Annotated in this window: 19 protein-coding genes and 1 pseudogene; 12 read left to right on the top strand and 8 right to left on the bottom strand. The window is 71.6% G+C overall.

Annotated elements, in window-relative coordinates:
• Nucleotides 1-133 precede the first annotated feature (133 nt).
• From ACZ6MZ_RS24520 to ACZ6MZ_RS24510, 3 genes are all read left to right on the top strand, one after another.
• Nucleotides 134-1,192 (top strand): LacI family DNA-binding transcriptional regulator, encoded by a 1,059-nt coding sequence (locus ACZ6MZ_RS24520; protein ID WP_469354291.1) that lies wholly within the window; start codon nucleotides 134-136, stop codon nucleotides 1,190-1,192.
• 124 nt (nucleotides 1,193-1,316) lie between these two features.
• A complete protein-coding gene (locus ACZ6MZ_RS24515; protein WP_389791819.1) occupies nucleotides 1,317-1,586 on the top strand; it encodes a hypothetical protein in 270 nt (89 codons plus the stop codon).
• Between the two features lie 164 nt (nucleotides 1,587-1,750).
• A complete protein-coding gene (locus tag ACZ6MZ_RS24510) occupies nucleotides 1,751-2,941 on the top strand; it encodes a thiolase family protein (RefSeq protein ID WP_389791821.1) in 1,191 nt (396 codons plus the stop codon).
• A 164-nt stretch (nucleotides 2,942-3,105) separates the two neighbouring features.
• On the opposite strand, the gene trxA is transcribed toward ACZ6MZ_RS24510, so the two are convergent.
• Entirely contained in the window at nucleotides 3,106-3,513 is a 408-nt protein-coding gene (gene trxA / locus ACZ6MZ_RS24505) for a thioredoxin (protein WP_389672415.1), read from the bottom strand.
• A 126-nt stretch (nucleotides 3,514-3,639) separates the two neighbouring features.
• Here trxA and ACZ6MZ_RS24500 point away from each other — a divergent pair, with 126 nt between their 5' ends.
• From ACZ6MZ_RS24500 to ACZ6MZ_RS24485, 4 genes are all read left to right on the top strand, one after another.
• Nucleotides 3,640-5,070 carry a dihydrolipoyl dehydrogenase family protein gene (locus tag ACZ6MZ_RS24500; RefSeq protein ID WP_469354288.1) on the top strand — a complete coding sequence of 477 codons (1,431 nt, stop codon included), beginning with the start codon at nucleotides 3,640-3,642 and terminating at the stop codon, nucleotides 5,068-5,070.
• 269 nt (nucleotides 5,071-5,339) lie between these two features.
• The gene (locus tag ACZ6MZ_RS24495; RefSeq protein ID WP_384187573.1) at nucleotides 5,340-6,215 is read left to right on the top strand and encodes a helix-turn-helix domain-containing protein; all 876 of its coding nucleotides are present in this window, start codon (nucleotides 5,340-5,342) and stop codon (nucleotides 6,213-6,215) included.
• Between the two features lie 92 nt (nucleotides 6,216-6,307).
• Nucleotides 6,308-7,093: an SAM-dependent methyltransferase gene (locus ACZ6MZ_RS24490; RefSeq protein ID WP_469354286.1), complete on the top strand. Its 786-nt coding sequence runs from the start codon at nucleotides 6,308-6,310 to the stop codon at nucleotides 7,091-7,093.
• 226 nt (nucleotides 7,094-7,319) lie between these two features.
• Nucleotides 7,320-7,640, top strand: coding sequence for a hypothetical protein (locus ACZ6MZ_RS24485; RefSeq protein WP_389787319.1), 321 nt, complete (start codon nucleotides 7,320-7,322; stop codon nucleotides 7,638-7,640).
• An 80-nt stretch (nucleotides 7,641-7,720) separates the two neighbouring features.
• Here ACZ6MZ_RS24485 and ACZ6MZ_RS24480 read toward each other — a convergent pair whose 3' ends face one another.
• Nucleotides 7,721-8,338: a histidine phosphatase family protein gene (locus tag ACZ6MZ_RS24480; protein ID WP_389787292.1), complete on the bottom strand. Its 618-nt coding sequence runs from the start codon at nucleotides 8,336-8,338 to the stop codon at nucleotides 7,721-7,723.
• Nucleotides 8,335-9,957 (bottom strand): FGGY-family carbohydrate kinase, encoded by a 1,623-nt coding sequence (locus ACZ6MZ_RS24475; protein WP_469354406.1) that lies wholly within the window; start codon nucleotides 9,955-9,957, stop codon nucleotides 8,335-8,337. The genes ACZ6MZ_RS24480 and ACZ6MZ_RS24475 overlap by 4 nt, the downstream gene beginning before the upstream one ends.
• 261 nt (nucleotides 9,958-10,218) lie before the next feature.
• Between ACZ6MZ_RS24475 and ACZ6MZ_RS24470 the strand changes: the two genes are divergently transcribed.
• From ACZ6MZ_RS24470 to ACZ6MZ_RS24455, 4 genes and pseudogenes are all read left to right on the top strand, one after another.
• Nucleotides 10,219-11,085, top strand: a complete 867-nt coding sequence (locus ACZ6MZ_RS24470) for a DeoR/GlpR family DNA-binding transcription regulator (protein WP_389787316.1) — start codon at nucleotides 10,219-10,221, stop codon at nucleotides 11,083-11,085.
• Between the two features lie 53 nt (nucleotides 11,086-11,138).
• On the top strand, nucleotides 11,139-12,155 hold the full coding sequence (locus tag ACZ6MZ_RS24465) for a 2-hydroxyacid dehydrogenase (RefSeq protein ID WP_469354284.1): 1,017 nt from the start codon (nucleotides 11,139-11,141) through the stop codon (nucleotides 12,153-12,155).
• A gap of 80 nt (nucleotides 12,156-12,235) precedes the next feature.
• Nucleotides 12,236-13,687, top strand: coding sequence for an FGGY family carbohydrate kinase (locus tag ACZ6MZ_RS24460; protein ID WP_469354282.1), 1,452 nt, complete (start codon nucleotides 12,236-12,238; stop codon nucleotides 13,685-13,687).
• A 76-nt stretch (nucleotides 13,688-13,763) separates the two neighbouring features.
• Nucleotides 13,764-14,141, top strand: a pseudogene (locus tag ACZ6MZ_RS24455) (cysteine hydrolase family protein); the annotation flags it as partial.
• A gap of 2 nt (nucleotides 14,142-14,143) precedes the next feature.
• Here ACZ6MZ_RS24455 and ACZ6MZ_RS24450 read toward each other — a convergent pair.
• From ACZ6MZ_RS24450 to ACZ6MZ_RS24430, 5 genes are all read right to left on the bottom strand, one after another.
• Nucleotides 14,144-15,109: an aldo/keto reductase gene (locus ACZ6MZ_RS24450; RefSeq protein ID WP_469354404.1), complete on the bottom strand. Its 966-nt coding sequence runs from the start codon at nucleotides 15,107-15,109 to the stop codon at nucleotides 14,144-14,146.
• Nucleotides 15,110-15,181: 72 nt separating this feature from the next.
• Nucleotides 15,182-19,390, bottom strand: coding sequence for a hypothetical protein (locus ACZ6MZ_RS24445; RefSeq protein ID WP_469354280.1), 4,209 nt, complete (start codon nucleotides 19,388-19,390; stop codon nucleotides 15,182-15,184).
• A gap of 58 nt (nucleotides 19,391-19,448) precedes the next feature.
• On the bottom strand, nucleotides 19,449-20,288 hold the full coding sequence (locus tag ACZ6MZ_RS24440) for a carbohydrate ABC transporter permease (protein WP_469354278.1): 840 nt from the start codon (nucleotides 20,286-20,288) through the stop codon (nucleotides 19,449-19,451).
• The gene (locus tag ACZ6MZ_RS24435) at nucleotides 20,285-21,208 is read right to left on the bottom strand and encodes a carbohydrate ABC transporter permease (RefSeq protein ID WP_469354276.1); all 924 of its coding nucleotides are present in this window, start codon (nucleotides 21,206-21,208) and stop codon (nucleotides 20,285-20,287) included. Before ACZ6MZ_RS24435 ends, ACZ6MZ_RS24440 begins: the two co-directional genes overlap by 4 nt.
• Entirely contained in the window at nucleotides 21,205-22,509 is a 1,305-nt protein-coding gene (locus ACZ6MZ_RS24430; RefSeq protein WP_469354275.1) for an ABC transporter substrate-binding protein, read from the bottom strand. The genes ACZ6MZ_RS24435 and ACZ6MZ_RS24430 overlap by 4 nt, the downstream gene beginning before the upstream one ends.
• Before the next feature lie 465 nt (nucleotides 22,510-22,974).
• On the opposite strand from ACZ6MZ_RS24430, the gene ACZ6MZ_RS24425 reads away from it, so the two are divergent.
• A complete protein-coding gene (locus tag ACZ6MZ_RS24425) occupies nucleotides 22,975-24,585 on the top strand; it encodes an alkaline phosphatase D family protein (protein WP_469354274.1) in 1,611 nt (536 codons plus the stop codon).
• Nucleotides 24,586-24,714: the final 129 nt, after the last annotated feature.

The following is a 24,714-nucleotide window of genomic DNA, read 5'->3' as shown; positions in this document are numbered from 1 at the left end:
TCGTCGATGGTCACGCGGACGCGTGGTCACGCCCGGCGCGGCCCTCTGTCGCGCCGGTGCGCCGGTGCGGCAGAGGGTCAGGTCCGGACCGCCCGACCCGGTCGCCGGCCGGTCTGGAAAGATACCGGGAGCGATGAGACAGTTACCCGAGCAGTCCACCGAGCGCCGCGTTCCGACCAGTGCCGATGTGGCCCGGCTGGCCGGGGTTTCCCGGGCCACGGTCTCGTACGTGCTCAACAACACCGCGGCCGTACGGATCAGCGAGCCCACCCGGCACAAGGTGCGCGAGGCCGCCGAGCGGCTGGGCTATGTGCCGCACGCCGCCGCCCGCAGCCTGCGCGCCGGGCATACCGGGATCGTGCTGCTGCCCACGGCCCATGTCCCCGTCGGGCCGCTCTACAGCCGCTTCTTCAACGAACTCCAGTGGGCGCTGCGCCGGCTCGACTACACGGTGGTGCAGTACGGCAGCCTCGGCCTCGACGGGGACGGAGCGGCCCGCGCCTGGGCCGAGCTGCGGCCCGTCGCGGTTGTCTCCCTCGGCGAGATCGCCCTGACGCCGCACGGGGTGAACGTACTCAAACGGTCCGGCGCGAAAGCCGTGATAACGCTCGGTCCCGAGCGGGTCGAGGGCGCGCACGCGCTGGTCATGGACCAGCGCGAGATCGGTAGCAGGGCGGTGGCGCATCTGATGGAGCGCGGTTACCGCCGGATCGGTGTGGTGATGCCCGAGGAGCCCGGCCTCGGACTGTTCTCCCACCCACGCCTGGCGGGCGCCCGCGCCGCCGCGGAGGCCGGTACTGCCGGTACAGGCGACGGCACCGGCAGCGGCACCGGCGTCCGGATCGAGCCGCTGTCCCTGGCGTACGAGGAGAAGTCGGCGGCCGCCCTCGCCGCCCGCTGGCGCACGCTCGGCCTGGACGCCGTCTACGCCTACAACGACGAGTACGCCATGCTCCTGATGCGGGCTCTGCAGGACGAGGGGATCGGCATCCCGGGGGAGACTGCCGTCATCGGCGCGGACGATCTGCTGCTCGGCAGGCTGCTGCGTCCCCGGCTCTCCACGGTGCGGGTCGACCTCGTGACGGGACAGCGGCTGGCCGAGCTCATCGACCGTGTCGTCCGCGATCCGGGCGGCGAGCCGGAGCGGCACGACCTGATGGGGGCGTTGGCGGTCCACCGCGAGTCCAGCTGACCGGGCCGGGCGGTGTCCGGCTGACCGGTCGGGCGGTGTCCAGCTGACCGGGCGGGCGGTATCCGGTGACGCGCGCCACCGTCGCGACGTGCGCCCCTGTCGCGGGGTGGTTAGCGTCGCCTGCATGAGCACCGTTCCGCAGCGCTTCGAGATCCTGCTGGTCGCCGAGTTCACCGAGAACCATGAGTCCGAGCCCACCTCGGGCCACGCCCTGCGCTCGGCCGTCGTCGAAGCCACCGGCGACACGGGGGAGTCCGGCTATCCGCGCTACGTGGGCCACGGCATGGAGGCGGACATCGACCCCGAGACCCGCACGGTGGAAGCGCTGCTGATCGACGGCGCGGAACTGGACTACGGCATGTCGGTCCGGGTGGTCGCCGTCCCGCCGGCCTGACCCGGGGAGGTCTCCGCGGCGCCGGTCACGCGCTCCTCCAGGGCCGGTGACACCGCACGTTGACAGCGGTCGGAGTCGGGCAGAGACTCGGGCAGGATCAGGTGAACCAACGTTCACCAGGCGAACGACCACGTCGCCGCTGTGGCAGAGAAGCCGGAGATCCGATGAGCATTCGCGACGTCTATATCGTCGACGCCGTCCGTACCCCGATCGGAAAGTTCGGGGGCGCCCTCTCCTCCGTACGTCCCGACGACCTCGCCGCCCATGTGGTGCGGTCGCTGGTGGACCGCTCCCCGGACCTCGACCCGGCCAGGATCGACGATGTGGTCTTCGGGAACGCGAACGGCGCCGGCGAGGACAACCGCGATGTGGCCCGGATGGCCGCGCTGCTCGCCGGCCTTCCGGTGTCCGTGCCGGGCGTGACCGTCAACCGGCTCTGCGGCTCCGGCCTCGAAGCCGTCATCCAGGCCGCCCGCGCCGTCGCCCTCGGCGACGCGTCGGTGGTCGTGGCGGGCGGTGTCGAGTCGATGTCCCGGGCCCCCTGGGTCCTCCAGAAGCCGGAACGGGCGTTCCCGGCGGGACATCAGCAGCTGTACTCGACCACCCTGGGCTGGCGGATGACCAACCCGAGGATGCCCGCCGAATGGACCGTCGCACTCGGCGAGGGCGCGGAGCTGATCGCGGACAAGCACGGGATCACCCGTGAAGAACAGGACGCGTTCGCCCTCGCCAGCCACCGCAAGGCCGCCGACGCGTGGGCCGCGGGTCTGTACGACGGTGAGGTCGTCCCGTACGACGCCATAGCACTCGCACGCGACGAATGCGTCCGCGACAGCACTTCGATGGAGGCCCTCGCAAAGCTGAAGCCCTCGTTCCGCACGGACGGGTCCGGGACCGTGACGGCCGGGAACGCCTCGCCCCTCAACGACGGCGCCGCCGCGCTGCTGCTGGTCGACGAGGACGGACTGCGCGAGACCGGCCGCGAGCCGCTCGCCCGGATCAGGGCCTCCGCGGTCACCGGCGTCGAGCCGCAGCTCTTCGGCCTCGGTCCGGTCGAAGCGGTCCAGCGGGCCCTGGCCAAGGCCGGCCGTACCTTCGCCGACCTCACCACGTTCGAGCTCAATGAGGCATTCGCCGCCCAGTCGCTGGGCTGTCTCGCCGAGTGGCCCGGCCTGGACCCGGGCGTCGTCAACCCGCGCGGCGGGGCCATCGCCATCGGCCACCCGCTCGGTGCCTCCGGGGCCCGCCTCGCCGGGTCCGTGGCCCATCAGCTCGCCGCGGCGGGTTCGGGTACGGGCCTCGCCGCGCTCTGCATCGGCGTGGGCCAGGGGCTCGCACTCGTCCTCGAACGCTGACGAGGTCCGCCCGGGCAACGGACACCAGGGCAACGGACGGGGGAAGCCGACAGGGGAAAGCCCGGACCGAGGTCGTCAAGGACCTCGCCGGGTTTCAACCGGCCCACGGGCCAGCACTGTTGCTACGGGCGTACTGGCGTACGGGCGCGTACCGGCCCGGCCCGTCAGGCCGCCCCCTCGGCGCCCTGTCCGCCCTCGGCGCTCTTGGCCTTGGCGTCCGCCTCCGCGACCGACTTGCGCACCTCGTCCATGTCCAGCGCGCGGGCCTGGCCGATCACGTCCTCCAGGGCGGCCTCGGGCAGCGCGCCCGGCTGCGCGAAGACCGCGACATTGTCCCGGACGATCATGAGCGTCGGGATGGAACGGATCTCGAACGCGGCGGCCAGCTCCTGCTGCGCCTCCGTGTCGACCTTGGCGAAGACGAGGTCGTCGTGACGCTCCGAGGCCTGCTCGTAGACCGGGGCGAACTGGCGGCACGGACCGCACCAGGAAGCCCAGAAATCGATCAGGATGAAGTCGTTCTCCGACACCGTCCGGTCGAAGTTCTCCTTGGTGAGTTCCAGAGTTGCCATGACCTGATACCTCTTCCTGCTCTCGGGGTGAGCCGCCTTCGACAACGGCGCGCGGCATCGGCGTATTCCAGGCCCCTGCCCGAAGATCGTGTGGCCATGCGACGCGCCCCCCACCAGACTGTCCCCATGACGGAAGCTATGGAGTACGACGTGGTGGTGCTGGGCGCGGGACCGGTCGGGGAGAACGTCGCCGACCGCGCCAGGGCCGCCGGTCTGAGCGTGGCCGTCGTGGAGAGCGAACTGGTCGGCGGCGAGTGCTCGTACTGGGCGTGCATGCCCAGCAAGGCACTGCTGCGCCCGGTGATCGCCCGCGCCGAGGCCCGCCGGGTACCGGGACTGAGCCAGGCGGTGCGGGGACCGCTCGACACCGCGGCCGTGCTCGCCCACCGCGACGACTTCACATCGCACTGGAAGGACGACGGCCAGGTCGCGTGGCTCGAAGGCATCGGAGCCCGGCTCTACCGCGGGTTCGGCCGGCTGGAGGGGGCGAAAAGGGTCGTCGTCGCGGGCCCTGAGGGCGATGAGCAGGTACTGACCGCCCGTCACGCCGTCGCCGTGTGCACGGGCAGCCGTGCCGTCCTGCCGGACCTGCCGGGAATCGCCCGCGCCAAGCCGTGGACGAGCCGCGAGGCGACCAGCTCCCACAAGGTCCCGGGACGGCTCCTGGTCGTCGGCGGGGGAGTGGTGGGCGTGGAGATGGCCACCGCGTGGCAGGCGCTCGGTTCCGAGGTCACGCTGCTGGTCAGGGGCGACGGTCTGCTGCCCAGAATGGAGTCCTTCGCCGGTGAGCTGGTCGCCGAGGCGCTGACGGAGGCCGGCGCCACGGTCCGTACGAATGTCTCGGTCGCCGCGGTCGAGCGCGCCGGCGAAACCGGCCCGGTCACCGTGGTGCTGGCGGGCGGCGAGCGGATCGAGGGCGACGAGGTGCTCTTCGCCACCGGCCGCGCCCCGCGCACGGACGACCTCGGTCTGGAGTCGGTCGGCCTGGAGCCGAGCACCTGGCTCAAGGTCGACGACAGCTGCCGGGTCGTGGGCACCGACTGGCTCTACGCGGTCGGGGACGCCAACCACCGCGCCCTGCTGACCCACCAGGGCAAGTACCAGGCCCGCATCGCCGGAGCCGCCATCGCGGCCAGGGCCCAGAAGGTGCCCCTGCTGGAGACCGACCCCTGGGGCGCGCACGCTGCCACCGCCGACCACGCGGCCGTCCCGCAGGTCGTCTTCACCGACCCGGAAGTGGCCTCCGTCGGTCTCACCCTCGCCGAGGCGCAGGCGGCGGGCCACCGCGTTCGCGCGGTCGACTACGACCTGGGCGCCGTAGCGGGCGCGAGCCTCTTCGCCGACGGCTACCGGGGCCGCGCCCGCATGATCGTCGACCTGGACCGCGAGATCCTCCGCGGCGTCACGTTCGCCGGCCCGGGCGTCGGGGAGATGCTGCACTCGGCGACCATCGCGGTCGTCGGCGAGGTCCCGGTCGACCGCCTCTGGCACGCGGTTCCCGCCTATCCCACGATCAGCGAGGTGTGGCTGCGGCTGCTGGAGACGTACCGAGGCTGAGGAGCGGCCACGGTACGCGCCGGGATGCCCTGACGGACCTGCGCGCCGGGCTCCCCTGACGGACCTGGGGGAGCCCGGACTGGCCCGCACCGGCCCGGGCGCGGTGCTCTACGTAACCGGACGGAAGGCCGGACGGAAGGTCGGACGGAAGAGACGTCGCCCCCTTCCGCCGGGACTCACACGCCATTTGGGGGCAACGTGCCCTGCTCACGCCCAAGTTGCTGTGGCAGACTGCCCGTCATGGCGGTGGGAGCTGGGGGGTGGCGCGTGTGAGTGAGCCGAGGTCTGCCCCGACGATCGGTCAGCTGGTCCTCAGCAGGCAACTCCGCGCACTGCGCGAGCAGGCGGGGCTGAGCCGCGAGCAGGCGGGCAAGCTGCTGCACATCACCGCGGCCACCATCCGGCGGATGGAGACGGCCGAGGTCGGGCTCAAGATCCCGTACGTGCAGATCCTGTTGCCCGCGTACGGCGTGTCCGACGCGGACTGCGAGGTCTTCCTGCGGCTGGCGGACGAGGCGACCGAGCCGGGCTGGTGGCAGCGTTTCCACGACATACTCCCGAACTGGTTCAGCGGCTACGTCAGCCTCGAAGAGGCCGCCACGACCATTCGTACCTACGAGCCGCACTTCGTGCCGGGGCTGCTCCAGACCGAGGACTACGCCCGCGAGGTCCTGACCACGGGCGCCGTGGGGCGGACGACCGACCCCGGTAGGATCGAACGCCATGTCGCGCTGCGCCGGGAGCGGCAGGAGCTGCTCACGCGCCCGGACGCCCCGTCCTTCTGGGCCGTGCTGGACGAGACCGTTCTGCGCCGGCCCGTCGGCTCGCCGTCCGTGATGCGCGCGCAGATAGACCGTCTGCTGGACGCGGCCGACCTGCCGAACGTGACCCTCCAGATAGCCCAGTTCGAGGCGGGCCATCACCCCGGCACCTACAGCCCGTTCGCGCTCTTCCGCTTCGATGTCCCCGAAGTGCCCGACATGGTCTACATCGAGTACCTGACCGGCGCGATCTATCTCGACGAAGCCGGCGAGGTCACCGACCACATGGAAGCGATGGACCGGATGGTGGCCCACGCGGAGTCCGCGAGCCGCACCAGACAGCTTCTCGTCGATTTCCGCAAAGAGCTCTGGAGCTCCGACTGAAGAGAGCCCGGGAGCGCCGACCGAGGAGCTGACTCCCGCCCCTCCTTCCCCCCCGTCCGTCGCAGTTCAGAAACGCAATGGAGCTCCCCCCCATGACCGCAGGCACGCCCAAGCCCCAGGTCGACACCAGTAAGCCCCACCCGGCGCGTGTCTACGACTACCTCCTCGGCGGCAAGGACAACTACCCGGTCGACCGGGAGGTGGGACAGCAGCTCCCCGAAATCGGAAAGCTCAGCGCCCGGCAGAACCGGGCCTTCATGCACCGCGCCTCGGCCTGGCTGGCCGGGACCGGCATCGACCAGTTCCTCGACATCGGCACCGGCATACCGACCGCGCCGAACCTGCACCAGATCGTCCAGCGGATCCGTCCGAAGGCCCGGGTCGTCTACACCGACAACGACCCCATCGTCCTGCGCCACGCGCAGGCCCTGCTGGTCAGCACACCCGACGGCGCGACCGACTACATCCAGGCGGATGTGCGCCGGCCGGAGGTGATCCTCGACCACGCCCGTACCTTCCTGGACTTCAGCCGGCCCGTCGCCATGTCCCTCATCGCCCTCATGCACTTCATCCCCGACGAGAACGATCCGTACGGCATCGTCCGCACCCTCGTCGACGCGCTCCCGCCGGGCAGCTGTCTGGTGCTCTCGCACGGCACCTTCGACTTCCACCCGCAGCTGGCGGCCCAGGTCACGGGCACATACGGCAAGGGCGGCATCAACCTGCGATTCCGCAGCCGTGCGGAGATCGAGCGGTTCTTCGACGGGCTCGACCTCGTCGAGCCCGGAGTGGTGACGGCCCCCGAGTGGTACAAGGACACGCCCCCTCCGGCGAACGAGGAAAACGCCGTCTACGCCGGAGTCGCCCGCATCCCCTAGGTCCTGTCCGGTCGATCTTCGTGGATCAGCCCGCGGCGTCCGGTGCGGTGCATCGCAAGGCGGAGGATCGTCCTCGTACTGGACGTACTTGGACGACTCCGACAACGCGGCGAGGTGCCGTGCCGGGCGTCGCGGGCCCGCGAAGATCGACCGGACAGGGCCTAGAAGTCGCCGCCCAGTTCTCCCGCAGCAAGTGACCGCCACCACGGGCTTCCATACTGGGCGCATGTGGAAATGGTCGTTGACATCCGTGGGCGTGAACCTGCTGCTGGGACTTCCCGCTGTGGTTCCGGTATGGCTGCTGTGGTACTTCGCGGCGAACTGGCCGTTCGCCGCGCTCGGCTGGACCCAGCGGGAGCCGACGGAGAACGACGGCATGCTGCCTTGGTTCCTGTTCGGAGGGCCGGTGACGGTCGGGTTCACCGTGCTCTGGTGGCTGGCCAACCGCCCCGTGCGGCGCAGGGTTGCTGTGGCTTCCCCTTGGTACTGGCTGGCCAGTGCCTTGGTGACCTTGCTGCCGACGTTCGTGCTCGTGATCGTTCCATGAGAGAGGAACCGTAAGCGGCGAAGTACGTGCTCACCACCAGCGGCGACGCCATCGCGACGGGATGACGGTCGCTCGGGGTGTTATGGGGTCGGGACGTTGTACGACATCAGGGAGACCTCTCCGGCCGATACGCGCAACTCGGTGACCGCGCAGTTGCGGAGGCCCGGGAACACGCGGCGGTAGTCGGCTTCGGGGATGCCGAGTAGGCGGCACAGGACCAGTCGGAACAGGGTGTTGTGAGCGACCGTCAGGACGCGGCCGCCCTGGTGGGTGTCGGCCAGTCGGCGCAGGGCTGCGGCGCCCCGGGCGGCGGCCGCCGTCGGGTCCTCCCCGGCCGGCAGCGGATGGCCGGCCGGGTCGCCGCGGAACGCCTCGACCTCCAGCGGATGCGACGCCTCGAGTTCGCCGAGGGTCCGGCCCTCGGCGATCCCGAAGTCGACCTCGACCAGGTCGGGTTCGACCACGGCTTCCAGCCCCGTCGCGTGGGCCGCGGGCTCCGCGGTGCGCCGGGCGCGGGACAGGGGAGACGTCACGATCGCGTCGAGCCCGGCGCCGGAGGCCCAGGCGCCGAGCCCGTAGGCCTGCTCGACGCCCCGCGCGGTCAGGTCGATGTCGCTGATACCGGCGTAGCGGTTCTCCGCGTGCCAGACGGTCTCGCCGTGCCGGGCGAGGAAGAGGGTCGTCGGTGCGGGTGTCATCCGTGCTCCCGTGCGTAGGCGGCCGTGCTCGGGGGGAGCCAGCCGCGCCGTTCGAGTTCGTCGACGAGGGTGACGAAGGGCTCGGCGAAACGCCGGCTGACCTGCGGCCGCGGCTCCAGCACCGTACGGACGCGCACCATACCGCGGACGGCGGACAACGGCGTGGAAGCGATCCCGTCGGCGGGCTGAGTGGCAGGCTCGGCGCCGGTCTCGGGATCGGTACCGGGATCGGCGGCGGTCGCTTCGGCGGCCCCGCGCGTCACGCCGTGCGCGGCGAGGACCGCCATGCCGAGAGCGGAGTCGGTGTGTTCAGGGATCGCGGCGGGCAGGCCCAGCACGTCCGCGCGGAGCTGGTTCCAGTAACGGCTGCGCGTGGCGCCGCCCGTGAAGGTGACCGGCGCGTCGACCGGGGCGCCCAGCAGGCGGACGTAGGCCAGGCACAGCCGTTCGACGAGCGCGACGCCCTGGAGCAGCGCGGCGTGGTGATCGGCGTCGTCGGCCGGCCGGCCGAGCACGAACGCCTCGGCGTCGGGGGCCAGGAACGGGAAGCGCTCCCCGCGTGAGACCAGGGGGTACGCGACGACGCTCGCCGGCTCCCGGTCCGAGGCGAGACGATCGAGGCGCGCGAGGTCGGCCCCGGGGAACGCCCGGGCCAGGGCGCCGGCGCCGACGCTGGACGCGCCGCCGGGGAGCCAGTGCCCGTCCGGGGAGCGATGGCTGTAGAGCACGCCCGCGGGGTCGCGGAGCGGGGCCGCGGTGACGCCCTTGAGGACGAGGGTGGTGCCGAGGACGGTGTTCCACCGCCCGATGTCCCAGGCGCCGGAGCCGAGTTGGGCGGCGCATCCGTCGGTCATGCCCGCGATGACCGGGGTGCCCTCGGCGAGGCCCGTACGGTCCGCGGCCTCGCGGCACACCGTCCCGAGCAGGGCGCCGGGGGCCACCACAGCGGGGAAGTCCAGCTCGGACAGGCCCAGTTCCTCGTGGACGCCGACGGGCCACGTACCGGTGTGCAGGTCGTAACCGGTCTTGAGGGCGTGGCTGGAGTCGGTCGGTACGGGCCGCCCGACGAGCCGGGTAGTGATGAAGTCCGCCTGGTGGCACACACGGGCACCCCTCAGCGCGCGGGCACCCCTGAGCGCGTGGTCGCCCCCGAGTACGCGTGCGCCCCCGCGCACCCGAGCGCCCCCGAGATCGGCCGCGACGCCGTCCCGGCCGGGACGGGTGAGCCACACGAGCTTGGCGAGGGCCCAGCTCGGCTGGATACGGTGGCCGAGGGACCGCCACACCTCGGCGCCGGTCTCCTGGGCGTACCGGGCCTCGGCCCCGGCCCGGCCGTCGTCGTACATGAGCGCCGGCGTCAACGGTGTCCCGCGAGCATCGGTGAGCAGTACGGTGCCGGACGTGCCGCACACCGCCAGCCCCCGCACGCGCGCACCGGAGAGGTGACGCAGCGTCCCGCGGATCGCGGCGACGGCGCCCGCCCACCAGTCGGCCGGAAGCTGTTCGTGACGGTCCCCGTCGCGGTGACCGGTGAGCGGGGCGGAGCCACGGCCGAGTACCCGCCCGTCATCGGTGACGGCCAGGGCGCGCACGCTCTGAGTACCGAGGTCGATCCCCATCCACACGTCCTCGTGGCGTGTGTCCGTCACACGTACCCGCCTCACCTTCTCATCGCCCGTCCGGTGATCTCACGACGCTTTTCACACCGTGGTCACGCCTTCGGCCGGATGGGCCGGCAAGCCTCCGCGGGGCGGACATCCCGTTGTCCCACCTGGTGAGGAACGGGTCGTCGCGTCGAACGACGGGTTGACCCGGTCGCCGTCCGTGGGGAACACTGCCGAACGGTACATCACCAATCCATGTTATATCCTCAGGTCTTGATGTTACTGGTGAGGTCTCGGACGGAGGAGTACGCGTGTCCTCACCCGTCCGTGGGCGACGGATCGGAACAGGACCGACGAATGTCACAGGACAAAAACCCCCGGGGCCCCATACAACGCCGCCGGGAGATCTCCGATCATGTGCTGACCGAGGGCTCGGCATCGGCGTCGGATCTCGCGGAGCGCTTCGGGGTGAGTCCGATGACGATCTACCGTGACATCGACGAACTCGAACGCGAGGGCATCCTGCGGAAGTTCCGCGGTGGCGTCACCGCCCAGCCCTCCGGGGTGTTCGAGAGCAATGTCGCCTACCGCAAGCGATCCATGCGGTCGGAGAAGGAGGCCATCGCCGCCAAGGCCGCGACGATGATCGAACCCGGCATGTCCGTGATGATCGACGACTCCACCACCGCGCTGGAACTGGCCCGGCTCCTCCCGCGCATCGAGCCGCTGACCGTCGTCACCAACTTCCTCGAAGCCCTGAACCTGCTCGCGGACGAACGCGGTCTGCACCTGATGGCCCTGGGCGGCGACTACGACCCGCTGCACGACTCCTTCCTCGGCGTGCCCTGCGTGGAAGCGGTCGAGGCCCTCCGGGTCGACCTGTGCTTCGTATCCACATCGTCCGTCTACGGCGACTTCGCCTTCCACCAGGAACAGCGCATCGTCGCCGTCAAACGCGCGATGCTCAAGGCCGCCGGCCGCACCGTACTCATGATCGACCACTCCAAACTCGGCCGCACCGCCCTGCACCGGCTGACCCCCCTCTCCACGTTCGACCTCGTGCTGATCGACGACCGCACACCGCCGGACGTCCTGCGCTCCCTCGACGAGCGCGGCGTCCGCTACGAGGTCGCGCCGACCTGAGCGCGGCAGCACGCCGCCCCGTGCTCCGATCCACCGCCAAGGAGGCCTCGACGATGAGAATCCTCGCCGCGGGCGACCACTTCGTCGCCCCCGAACTGCTCGCCAGGGAACTGACGGCCGAGATCGGCGCCGGGCACACGATCGGTGAACTGCGCCTCCCCTGGCCCCTGACACCCTTCGGGCGGGTCGCCGAGGTCGACGAGGCGTCCGGCGACGAGGACACCGTCCGCGCCGCGCTGCGCGGGGCCCAGGTGTGCGTGACCCAGATGGCGCCGGTGACGCGGAAGGTCCTCGACGGCTCACCCGATCTGCGGCTGGTGGTCGTCGGCCGGGGCGGCCCCGTCAACGTCAACCTGGACGCGGCGAAGGAGCGCGGCGTCCAGGTGTGCAACACCCCTGGGCGCAACGCGGCCGCCACCGCCGAATACACGGTCGGACTGCTCCTGGCCACGATGCGCCGTATCCCGGAGACCTCGGCCGCGCTCGCCGCGGGCCGCTGGGCGGGGGAGTTCTACACGTACGACAACTGCGGTCCCGGCCTGGACGGAGCGACCGTCGGGCTGATCGGCTGCGGCGCGGTCGGCAGCCGCGTGGCACGCGCCCTCACCGCCCTCGGCGCGAACGTCTGCGTGTACGACCCCTACGCCGACCAGGACACCCTGCGCGAGGCGGGCACCCCCGTCGCCCGCCTGGACGACCTGCTGCGCCGCGCCGACGTGGTCTCGCTGCACGCGCGGCTGACCGCCGAGACGCGCGGTCTGCTCGGCGCCCGCGAACTGGCCCTGCTTCCCGAGGGCGCGGTCGTGGTCAACTGCGCGCGCGGCGCGCTCCTGGACGAGGACGCGCTGTGCGACGCCCTGGAATCGGGGCGGCTCGGCGCGGCCGGGCTCGACGTGTTCGCCGTGGAGCCCCCGCCGCCCGGCTCCCGGCTGCGTTCCGCGCCCCGGCTGGTCATGACGCCCCATCTGGCCGGTGCGAACACCTCGGTCGCGCACAACGCGGCGCGCGTCGCGGCGGCCGAGGTGGGCAGATTCGTGCGCGGTGAACCGCTCGCCCACCGCGTCGCCTGAGAGTTCACAACGAAGCCGCGCCGCCGTCGGCCCGACCCCGCGGGGGGAGGCGCCGCAGGCGGCCAGGAAGGGGAGACACGGTGTTCGTCGGACTGGACATGGGAACCTCGGTCGTCAAGGCGGTGGCCTTCGCCGAGGACGGCACGGCCTTACGCGAGGAATCGACGCCGATCTCGCTCGGCGGCCAGGGCGGACACGTCGAACAGGACGTGGAAGAGGTGGTCAGGGCCGCCACCGGCGTCCTGGCGGCGGTGACCGAAGGACGGCCCCCGGTCCTCGTCTCCATCACCGGCCAGGGCGACGGCCTGTGGCTGGTCGACACCGAGGGACGGCCCGTGCGCCCCGCCCTGTCCTGGATGGACGGCAGGGCCGGCGACCTCGTCGCGGGATGGATGGACGACGGCACCGCGGACCATCTGTACCGGCACACCGGAAACGTCCTGTTCCCCGGCTCCCCGGGACCGCTCATGGCCTGGCTCGACCGCAACGAGCCGCGGTCCCTGGACGCGGCCGCCACCGCCGCGTGCTGCAAGGACGTCATCCACCTGCGCCTCACGGGAGAGCGCGGCACCGACCTGTCCGACGCGTCGGTCCCCTTCCTCGACCCCCGCACCCGAGCCTACTCCCCGGACGTCCTCACGGCCCTCGGGCTCAGCCATCGCGCGGGCCTGTTACCCCCCATCGCGACGACCCTGCCCTACGGGGAGGCTCACGGGCACACCCCGGGCCTGACGCGCGGAACCCCGGTCACCTCAGGACCGTACGATCTCCCCGCGAGCGCGATCGGCGCGGGGGTGACCGAGCCCGGTGACGGACTGCTGATCGTCGGTACGACCCTGGCGTGCCAGGTCGTCGTCGAGCGGGTCGCGTTCGAGGACGATCCCGTCGGGTTCCACCTCGCGACGGCCAGGCGGGATCGCCATATGCGGGCCCTGCCGGCGATGACCGGCACGGTCGCGCTCGACTGGGTGCTCGGCCTGACCGGCGCCACCCACGACCAGGTCTCCGGCATGCTGGACGAGACCCCGCGCGGCGCCCGAGGTGTCGCCGCGCTGCCGTACCTGTCACCCTCGGGTGAACGCGCCCCGTTCGTCGACCACACCGCCCGCGCGGAGTTCACCGGCCTCGATCTGCGGGCGTCACGCGCCGATCTGGTACGGGGCATGTGCGAGGCCATCGCCTTCGCCGCCCGGCACTGCCTGGAGGCCGCGGGCCTCACCGGCGAGCTGGCCGTATGCGGCGGTGGCGCGCGCAGCCTCTCCTGGCTGCGCCTCTTCGCCGACGTCCTCGGGCGCCCCCTGCGCGTCGCACGCGGACCGGAACCAGGTGCGCGCGGCGCCGTACTCGCCGCGGTCGCGGCCCATGGCCCGCGGCTCGGACGGGCGCTGGACACCGCCGCCTGGACCGCCCCCGACGCCGTGGTCGACCCGGACCCCGCAGGCGTCGAGTTCTACGAACAGGCCTACGCCGACTACCTGTTCCGCGTCGAAAGCGCCCGCCGCCGCTGGCGCGGCCCCGCCACCGCGCGCTGAAGTCACCGCCTGGGCCCTCTTCGGCGCCGGCCGTATTTCCTCGCTGCCCGGAGGAGGGGGCCGCTACCGTGGGTCCATGCCACACGCCTCCGCGCTCCTCGTCATCGACATGCAGAACTCCCTGGTGGCGCTCGCGTACCGGCCCGCCGAGACTCTCGCCGTGATCGCCGGGCTCCGTGAACGCGCCCGAGCCGCGGGCGTACCGGTCGTGACGATTCAGCACCGGGGCGACGGGATGGAGGCCGGTACGGACGGCTGGCGGATCGTGCCCGAACTCGCGCCCACCGCCGACGAGGCGGTCGTCCACAAGACCAGCGCGGACAGCTTCCTGGACACCGATCTCGACAAGACCCTGCAGGCGCTGGGAACCACCGAGGTGGTCGTCACGGGATTCGCGACCGAGATCTGCGTGGACACCACGGCGCGGCAGGCGCTGAGCCACCGGTACGACGTGGATCAGGAGTAGAAGTTGCGCTGCCACCGGTGCTCGGCCAGCACGGCGAGCTGACCGGCGGTGAGCGGACGCCCGTCGCTCACGGCCGTGTTGCGTTCGACGTTGCGTACGGTGCGCATGCCGGGGATGACAGTGGACACCGCCGGTGAACTCAGCACGAACCGCAGCGCGTTCTCAGCGATCTCCTCGGGGGCGATGCCGAGGTCGGCGACGATCGCGGCCACCCGCTGTTCGACCTGCGCCGGGCGGTCGTCGCGGAAGTAGCGGTTGCGCCAGTCGCCCTCGGGGAATGTCGTGCCGGCGGTGATCCGACCGGTCAGACCGCCCTCGTCCAGAGCCACCCGCACGATGACCCCGACACCGTGTTCCTCGCAGGCCGGCAGCAGCGCGTCGGCGGGTGCCTGGTCGAAGAGGTTGTAGATGACCTGCACGCTGTCCACGGCGCCGCTGCGTACGAGCGCGAGTGCGCTGTCGGGCTGGTGGTCGTTGATGGAGACGCCGAACAGCCGGATCTTTCCCTCCTGCTTCAGCTCGGCGATCGTCTCCAGCCAGTCGCCTCGGCCGAGCCAGTCATCGCTCCAGACATGGAACTGCAGTACGTCGAAGTGATCCAGGCCACTGGCGCGCAGACTGGTCTCCACGCTGGCGCGGATGTGCTCGCCCGGGAACGTCTCGGCCGGGTCCAGACCGGCGGGCGCCGGCCAGATGCCGTTCTTCGGCGGCACTTTGGTCGCGACGCCGACCTCGTCGCCGGTCCGCTCGCGGACGACCCGGCCGACGATCCGCTCACTCTCGCCGTAGCCACGGGCGGTATCGATGAAGTTCACACCGAGGTCGATGGCGCGGTGCAGCGCGCGTACGGACTCGTCCTCCGTGGCCCCCACCCAGCTGGATGCGCCGATCCCCCAGGCGCCGTAACCGATCTCGGACACGGACAGCCCACTTCGTCCCAGCTGGCGGTAGCGCACAGTCATCCTCCACGTCATGGTCCTCGTCCTGGCCGAGCCGAGACCCTTCACCAGGAATCACGCTGACCATTTTCACCACCCGCCCTGGTACATGTGCAGCCGGACGGGCCCCAGCAGGCCGGTGACGCGTTGGCCCGGGAAGACGAAGTGGGTCGGGCTCGTCGCGTCCAGGCGGGGTGCGAGCGTGCCGAATACGGTGATCGCGATCGTGTGGGATCCGGGCCCGGCCAGTCCTGTCACATCGAAGACGTACGGGGAGCACACCCGTACACCGGCGGCGACGCCGTCGACCCGCACCTCCGCCGTGCCGCGCACCCGCCCGAGATCGAGAGTCACCCGTTCCCCGGCGGCGTCGGCGGGCAGCGTCACCACACGGCTGTAGCGCACACCGCCGCTGTATTCGGCGAGGCCGCGTGTCTCCCAGTCCCCGACACGCGTCCGCCCCGGGCCGACCGCGCAGCGCAGGGGACCGGCCAGGGCGGCGCCGCCCTGGTGACCCGGGTGGGTTTCCACGCGCAGGGCGGCGGTCCGCGACCCGGAGGGGCCGTCGGCGGGCAGCTCGACGGTCACGGTGCGCGAGGTGGTGCCGCCTCTGGCACCGCCAGTGGCCGCAGCGTGCTCGTGGCCGTCGACGAACACGGTCGTGTCGCCGTGTGTATCGACCGTCAACCGGGCTACTCCCGGCGGGAGTTCACACCAGAACCACTCCACCGCGGGCCGCCCTCCCGGCACCGCGAATCCGACCGGTACCACGGTGCCGTCGTCGGCGTCCGGGTCCAGCCAGGCGGCGCCGGGCAGCGGGTGCGGTCTGCGGCGCAGATACAGGGCGGCCGGGTCTCCGACCGGCTCGCGACGCACCATGACCGGTACCCGCTCGCCGGCGCGCTCGGCCCACCACAGGGCGTCGCTGTGCGCGGTCGCCAGGACGCCGGCGCCGTCGTCGTAGAGGACCGCGTCCACCAGTACGGCGGGATCGTCTCCGTCGGCGGTCTCCACCGTGATGTCGTTGTCCCCGGCGCGCAGGGCCGCCGCGATGTCGTGCCGCCGCACGCGCGGCACCGCCTGGTCGGCGTACGGATCGAAACCGCCCTGCCTGCCGACCATCTGCCCGTTGACGCGCAGGACGCACGCCCCGCGGGCGGCGACCTGGATGATCGCCCGTGCCGGGATCACCTTCAGGGCCAGGGTCGTGCCGACGCTGGCCCGGCCACCGGGCTCGTGGGGGCCGGCCGCGAGAATCCACTCCGGACGCCGGAACCGCTCCGGATCGCGGACCAGCGCACAGTGCGCCCGCAGATCCACGTCCTGATCGGGGGTCAGGTCCAGTTCGAGCAGCTGCCGGCCCGCGTCCGCACGGACCGGACCCAGGGCGAGATGGCCCCCGTCGTCCAGGGCGACGGGCACCCCGCCGAGCCGAACCGTCTTCGCCGCGGCCGCCCCGACCGCGAGAAACCCGTCGAAGGCGTGGCCGAGCAGCAGCTCGATCCGGACGCGCGCGACCGTCCCGGCGCCCGTCGGACCGATGTGCACGAACTCCTCCGGCACATGACCTTTGGGCCCCAGCACGGCACGGTGGACCGGGTCCTTGTGGATGCCCCGGGTGTCGGACCATTCGAGGGTCGAGCGAAGCTCCCCGTCCGCGCCGAGCACGATCGCGCGCGGTCCGAACGTCGCGTGGACCGGTGGCCGGGCGGCGGCGTCGGCGCGGCCCGCCTCGGCCCATCCGTCGCGTACGCCGTCCTCGCCCGGCCCTTCCACCCGGTGCGCGAACGTACGGCACTCGGTTTCGGCGGGGCCGGCCGGCGGGCCGGCCGGCGGGCCGGTCGCGGGCCGCGCGAAGTCGCCCCAGGTGTTGTCGAGGGTAGGGACCAGGGTCATGTCCCAGGCGGCGTCCGCCGGGATCTCCATCGTGGTGGGGACCGAGCGCCCGGGCGGCGCGGGCGCCTCACGCCCGGGAGCCTCGGCCACCGCCCCCTTCCGCGTCCGCGCCGGAAAGACCAGTACCGCGGCGGGACCGGTGTCGAAGGGCACCTCGAGGTCCACCGCCCGGGCGTCGTCATCGGCCGTCCTGACCGGTACGACGCGGGGTTCGCCGCCGAAGGGGTCGAGCAGCAGGGCCGGGCCCTCGACGTCGCGTACCCGCACCCGCGCGACGCGCGCGTAGCGGCCGGGGTCGAAGTCGTAGCGGGCATCGAGCCAGCCGAGCGCGGCGCCCCGCTCGTCGGGCGCGGCCACGGCCGCCCGAGTCGCGCGGGGGGAGGCCGCCGTCAGGAACACCACCGTGGCGTCCTCCACCCGACGCGCGAGCGCGGGGACCGATGCCCGGACGACCGGGCACGGCGCGCCCGGCGCCACGGCCAGGGCGGACGCGAGACCGGCCGCCAGATCGGCCGTCAGGTTGTCCGTCGCGGGTACGAAGACGGCCCGGCCATCGGCGAAGCACGCGCGCAACTCGTCGCGCAGCTCGTCCAGGGCGGCGGTCCCGTCGGCTCCGTCCAGGCCGACGACCTGGTCGGGGAGGGCGCCGAGCGCGATCACCCTGCCGCCTGCCGAGGCGAACTCCACGAGCCGGCGCGCGGTGTCCCGTTCGAGGACCGTGCACGCGGGCAGCACGATCGTCGCGTACTCCTCGTCCGCGACGCTCAGCCGCACATCACCGTCCCCACCGCCACCGCCACCATCGGTCTCCAGGACAGGGACACGGACAGGGACACGAACACGAACGCGCGCGCGGGCGAGGGACGCGTCGTCGATCACGTCGGCGTCGAGACCCAGCCGGTCGAGCACGCCGGGACGGGTCCGGAACCAGGCCATGTCCCCGACGAGTGCGAGATACGTCGCCTGGGCCGCCGCCGCCTCGGCACAGACGCCGTCGAGGGCGGTGCCCGCCTGCGCCGTGGTGGTGGGCAGCAGAATCGCCGTGTCGCACAGATGGTGACCGAGGCTCAGGATCGCGCACAGCCGGGTCACGGCGTCGGCGAAGACCCGGTGGTGCCGCCAGTAGGGCTGGCGCCAGTCGGTGCCGGGCGGCGCCCACTCCCACCAGCCGCCTTTGGTCGTGTAGTAGACGGCGTGCGGGTTGTAGAGGGTCGCGCCGGCCCGCAGCCACGGCAGGAGCCAGTCGAACGTCTCCTCCAGCGTGCCGCCCCAGCCGGTGGAGTGGAAGGCCTCGATCCAGGTGCGCGGCCGGCCGTACAGGTGCGCGAGCGAGGAGTGGATACGGGCGTCGCCGTGGTGGTCGGAGCCCGGCGCGGAGTACCAGCGGTGGGTACGGGCGTAGTCGGCGTACAGCGTGACGCCGGCGACGGGATGCCCGGCCCGCGCGGGGTCCTGCTGGTCGCAGCCGATGAGCAGCCCGTGGCGCTCGTGCCACGCGGCGAGGGGCCGGAAGAACGCCTCCTCGGCGAGTTCGGCGCGGGTCAGGTGGTAGTCGTGCCGTACCCGTCGGGCGTCCGGGTGCGCGCTGTCCTCGTACAGGGCGTCGAGGCATGGAGTGAGGTCGTAGCCGCGCAGCCGCAGGAAGGCATCGGCGAACTCCGTCGACCAGGTCGGCAGGGCCGGCAGTTCGTCCTGGAACGAACCGACGACGACGGTCCCGAGCCGGTCGCCGAGACGCCGCTCGAACTCCCCGTGCACCCGGTCCAGCAGCGCCGCGCACGCCCGCGCGCCCAGGTAGTCGAAGCCCACGGCCACCTGATGATGGAGCGTCAGCCGCCATCGGCCGGGCCCCGGTGCCCGTACGGCCCCGCCGTACGGGACGAGCGGGATCGCGGGGCCGACGGGCCGGTCCTCCCCGTCGACCGGTTCCGCCCGGCCCGCGACGGGCCGGCCGTGCGCGGGGCAGCGCAGCTCTCCGCCGCCGTCGACCACGGTACGTACGCGTTCGAGCCGGCGGCCGCTGTAGGCGGGCTGTTCGTCGACCAGCCGTGCCTGGAGGTCGGCGCCGGAGAAGCCGAGCTGGTCGTAGAACCAGAGGCTGACGCCGAGGTCCCGCGCGTCGTCGCACACGCCTTCGAGCAGCGCCCACCAGGCTTCGGAGAGAAACGGGGGGTCGTCGGCGTCGCAGCCGAACAGCGGTCCTGACGGCGCGAGGTTGAGCAGGACGAGGTTGAACACCCCGCCCTCCGCGAAGCGTTCGAGCTGGGCCCGCAGCCGCGCGCGGTCGAGTCGCTCCCCGCTCCACCACCAGAGGGCGGTGGGCGAGAAGGCGCGCGGCGGTTCGGCCAGGACCGCCGCGATGCTCGCGGGCAGGGCGCCCGCGCCGGCGGGTGTGTACGTCATGGATCGGTCGTCTCCGTCGGTCGATGCGGGTTCCGCGGCGCCGCCGGGGCGCCGGCTCTCAGCCCTTGAGCCCGCCCGCGAAGCCCTTGATCACGTAACGCTGGAGGAGCAGGAAGACCACCAGGATGGGCAGGGCCGCCAGGACGAGACCGGCGAACACGAGGCCGTAGTCGGAGACGTACTGGCCCACGAACGAGAACACCCGTACGGGGACGGTCTCTTTGCCGGAGCCGCCCAGATACAGCAGCGGGGTGAAGAAGTCGTTCCAGATGAAGACCGCGTTGAGGATGATCACGGTGCCGGTGATGGGCCGCAGCAGCGGGAAGACGATCCGGGTGAACGCCTGGCGGTGGTCGCAGCCGTCGATGAGCGCGGCCTGCGCGTAGTCCGGCGGCAGGGCGCGGATGAATCCGGTGTAGAGGAAGACGGTGAACGGCAGTTGGATGCCCGTGTAGAACAGGACCATGCCGTGGTAGGTGCCGAGCCAGCCGAGATCGTCGACGAGCTTGTACAGCGGGACCATCCCGAGCTGGAAGGGCAGCACGATGCCCAGCAGGAACAGGATGTACAGACCGTAGCCGAGTCCGCGGGCGCGGCGGGCCAGGTAGTAGGCGCCCGTGGAGCCGAGGACGATGAGCAGCAGCAGGCTGACGACGGTGATGATCGTGCTGTTGAGCAGGGCGGGTCCGAGGGACGCGGAGGACCAGGCGTCGCCGAAGTTGCCCAGGGTGGGCGGATCGGGTGGTGACAGGGGCGACTCCGCGATCTGCCGCGGGTCCTTCATCGCCAGGGTGACCAGGGCGTACACCGGGAACAGGAAGACGGCCGCGGCGGCGGTCATGACCAGTTCGAGCCCGTACTGCCCGTACCCCCGCCCCGGCCTTGTGGTGGTGCTCACGTGGTGACCTCCCGAGCGCGCAGATAGCGGAGCTGGACCAGGGAGACCGCGGCGACGAACAGCGCCAGGACCAGGGCGACGGCGGTGCTGTAGCCGAACTTTCCGTAGACGAACGCCTCCTTGTACAGCACGGTCGACAGCGTCTCGCTGGAGGTGCCGGGTCCGCCGTTGGTGGCGGCGTAGACCTGGTCGAAGAGTTTGAGGCCCCCGATGGTCGACAGCATCAGGTTGATGGTCAGCGCCGGGGCGAGGAGCGGCCAGGTGACATGGCGGAAGCGCTGCCATGCTCCGGCTCCGTCGATCCGGGCGGCCTCGTGGAGTTCGGCGGGGACGCCCTGGAGACCGGCGAGGAAGACGACCATCGAGTAGCCGGCGTACTGCCACACGACCATCGCGGCGACCGACCACAGGGCGAGCGAGGGATTGCCGAGCCAGTCCTGCCGCAGCCCGCCGAGACCGACGGCTCCCAGTACGCCGTTGAGGCCGGCGCCGTTGTCGGGGTTGTAGATGTACTTCCACAGGAACGCGACCATGACGGGGCTCACGACGGCGGGGGCGAAGAAGATCACCCGCAGCAGCGACCGGGACCTGATGTTCGCCTGGACGCCGAGCGCGAGCAGCAGACCGATGCCGTTCTGGACGAGGACCACCGCGAGAGTGAGCGTCAGAGTATTGCCGACCGATTCCAGGGCACGGTTGTCGTCCAGCAGCGTGCGGAAGTTGTCCAGGCCGACGAAGGAGAAGCCGCCGACGCCGGACCAGTCGGTGAAGGCGTAGACCACCCCGGCGAGGCTCGGATAGAGAACGACGACGGCGTACACGACGAGCGCGGGTACGACGAAGATCCACGGCGGTACGGTGAGGTCGCGGCGGAGCCGGGCCGGGCGGTTTCCTGACGCCTCCCCGGGCCGGGAGGTCACGATTTCTGTCCGTATGCCTCGTCCATCCGCCCCAGCGCGCCGTTGACGTCCGTCTCGCCCGCGAGCAGGTCCTGTACGGCCGCGAAGTGGGCGGGCTGCACCTCGGCGTTGGGCCAGCGCTGGTCCATGAAGGGGACAGCGCGATTGCCGTCGATGACGGGCAGGAAGTCCGCCAGCACGGGGTCGATCACGGTGGACGCGTCGCGCTTGAACGGGATCGCGGAGACGGCCGTAGCCCAGCGGTTGATGTTCTCCTGCTGTCCGAGGAATGCGACGAAGGCCTTGGCCCCGGCCGTGTTCTTGGCATGCGCGGCGACGCCGAGGCCGACGACGATGCCTGCCGGGATCCACTGCTTCGCGGCGTCGTCACCGCCGGGGAAGGGGAACATGCCGAGGTCGTCGGGGCCGGCGGCGGCCTGGCGGAAGGTGGCGAGGACGGCGGAGACCTGGACGGCCATGGCCGCCTTTCCGGTCGCGACCAGCGAGGTCTGCTGTTCGAAGGTGGTGCCGTTGGGGTTATCGTTGAAGAAGCCCCGGCGCTGCAGCTCCTGGTATTTCCCCAGCGCGTCGGCCCAGCCCGAGCCGCGGAACGTCGCGCTCCCCGCGGCCATCTCCTCGTCGAAGCGGGGGTTCGCGGCATAGACGGCGTTGGGGACCAGGGCGTAGCTGATCAGCTGGGTGACCCACTGGGTCTGCGCGCCGAGGGCGATCGGCACGATGCCCTCGGCCTTCAACCTGGCGCAGACGTCGAGTAGTTGGGCCCACGTCCTCGGCGGCTGGACGCCGGCCTTGGCGAAGACCTTCTTGTTGTAGATCGCGCCGATGACGCTGCTGCCCGCCGAGTACAGATAGGTCTTGCCCTCGCGGCGGTACGCGGCGTCGAAGTTCGACGGGATGTCCCGGGTCCACGCCTGCGCGCCGAGATCGGCGAGCAGCCCGGCCCCGGCCAGCTCGGCCATGGACATCGCGCTGCCGCTGCCGGGGAACAGCACATGCAGATCGGGCGCGTTGCCGCCGGCCAGCTGGGTGCGTACGACGGTCTGCACCTGGTCGGTGGGGGCGAAGGAGGTGGTGAAGCGGTCGTCGGGGTGGCTCTTGCGGTACAGGGTCAGGAGTTCCTCGATCGGCTTCTGCTGGTCGGCGACGCCGACTATGCGTACCGTGCCGGAGCCGCCCGAGTCCGAGCACGCCGTGAGGACCGGGGGCAGTGCGGTGACAGCGGCGACGCCACCGCCGATACGGAGAAACCCTCGGCGGCTGACCCTGCCCTGGCCGGGCAGGCTGCGGGAACCCGTGGTCATGGTGTGTCCTCCTCGTGTTTCGGTGGGCGGCACGGACACGTCGGCGGTGGCCCTGGGCGGCACGTCGACGGGCGGGCGCGCCCGCCGCCGGGGGACCGGACACGGGCACGTCCTCCCTACGCGCCGCAACGGCGCATCACCGCGGTCGCCCGTCGTCACTCGTCCGGCGTGAAGACGACCACGGTGCATGTGAAATCTCACGCCAATTCTGTGGCGTGGAGACTATGAGCCCGCTACGAGGAGTGTCAAGGGTGTTACCGAGAAGCGTGATCCGCCACCGCATAACGTGATCGAACTGCCCATACTGGCGTCTGCGACAAGCATGGGGCTCCAGCGGCGGGTGCTCTTGTGACACCAGATTCGTATGTGATATTCACCGTGTGATTACCACATGAACGGACGTTAAATCACGCGTCGATCCCACCGGGCCAGGCGGGATCCCGCACGACGAACGGACCAGCATTCATGCGTAGGAACAGTGGGACCGGCGGCGCCGGACGGGTGGGCAGACGCGCGATGCTCGCCGCCTCGGGGACGGCCGCGCTGGCGCTCGCCGCGGGCGGGCTCTCGGCCGGCCGGGCCGGCGCCGACGAGCGCTTCCGTGAGGACCCCTTCACCCTGGGAATCGCGTCCGGGGATCCCTGGCCGGACGGATTCGTGCTGTGGACCCGCCTCGCACCCCGCCCCCTCGACCCCGACGGCGCCGGCGGCATGCCGCCCCACTCCGTCGGGGTCTTCTGGGAGGTCGCGGCCGACGAGCTCTTCCGGCACGTCGTGCGCCGGGGGTGGACCCGCGCGGTCGCCGAACTCGCCCACTCGGTCCACGTCGAGGTGAAGGGGCTGCAGCCCGGCCGGGAGTACTTCTACCGATTTCGCGCCGGCGGCGTGCTCAGCCCCGTCGGCCGTACCCGCACCGCGCCCTCGCCGTACAGCCGCCCCAAGGCCCTGAACTTCGCCTTCGTCTCCTGTCAGGCCTGGTTCGAAGGCTTCTACACCGCCTATCAGCACCTCGCCGAGGAGGACATCGACCTCGTCCTGCATCTCGGCGACTACATCTACGAGAACCCCATCGACGCCATGGGCGGGGTACGGAACGTGCCCGTGGCCGCCGAGCTGCGCCCCGAACCGATGAACCTGGTCCAGTACCGGAACCGGCACGCCCTCCACCGCTTCGACCCCGACCTCATCGCCGCCCACCGGGCCCATCCGTGGGCCGTCGTCTGGGACGACCACGAGGTCGAGGACAACTGGGCGCGCGACATCTCGAAGGTCGACACCGAACCCGACGGGGATCCGGCGGTCTTCCGAGAACGCGCCGCGGCGGCCTTCCAGGCGTACTACGAACACCTCCCGCTGCGCCTGCCCAACAAGCCGAGGGGCTTCGACGCCCGGATGTACCGCGGTCTGCGCTACGGCCGGATGGCCACGTTCCATATCCTCGACACCCGCCTGTTCCGTGACGACCAGCCCTGCGGCGACGGCATCAAGAGCGGCTGCGACGAGCGGCTGTCACCCGGCCGCAGCCTCCTCGGCGCGGAACAGGAGCGCTGGCTCTACAACAGCCTCGGGCGGTCGGACGCGACCTGGAACCTGATCCCCCAGCAGATTCCCGTGACCCAGGTCGACACCGACCCCGGCCCGGGACAGTCCTTCGTCATGGACTTCTGGGACGGCTACGTGGCCTCGCGGCAGCGGCTGTTCCAGCAGATCAGCGACCGTAACGTGCGCAACCCCGTGGTCCTGACGGGTGATATGCACCGCCACCTCGCCGCTGACCTCAAGCAGAACTACGACGACCCGGACTCGCCCACGGTCGGCGTCGAATTCGTCGGCACCTCCATCGCCACCGGGAAGGACGGCATGGACCTCGACCCCTCGGGGGCGAGCCTGCTCGCGGCCAACTCGCACATAAAGTTCACCAACTACCAGCGCGGCTACGTCCGCTGCTCACTCACGCCGGAGACCTGCCGGGCCGACTTCCGGGTGCTCCCGTACGTCACCACCCCCGGCGCCCCCGTCTCGACCCGCACCTCCTTCGTGACCGAAGCGGGCCGGCCCGGCGTCAAACCCGCCTGACTCCCGGAGTCGGACGCGTCGGACGCGCCGGTCCGCACGGACCGGCGCTCCGGCGGTTCGGACAACGTTGTCTGAATTGCCCACGAGTTGAGTAAAGGTTAAGTAATCAGTCGAATAACTTGTTGCCTC

Source organism: Streptomyces sp. NPDC042201 (assembly GCF_055582185.1).
The sequence above is the reverse complement of the archived record's forward strand: the minus strand, read 5'-3'. Positions and strand labels throughout refer to the sequence as shown.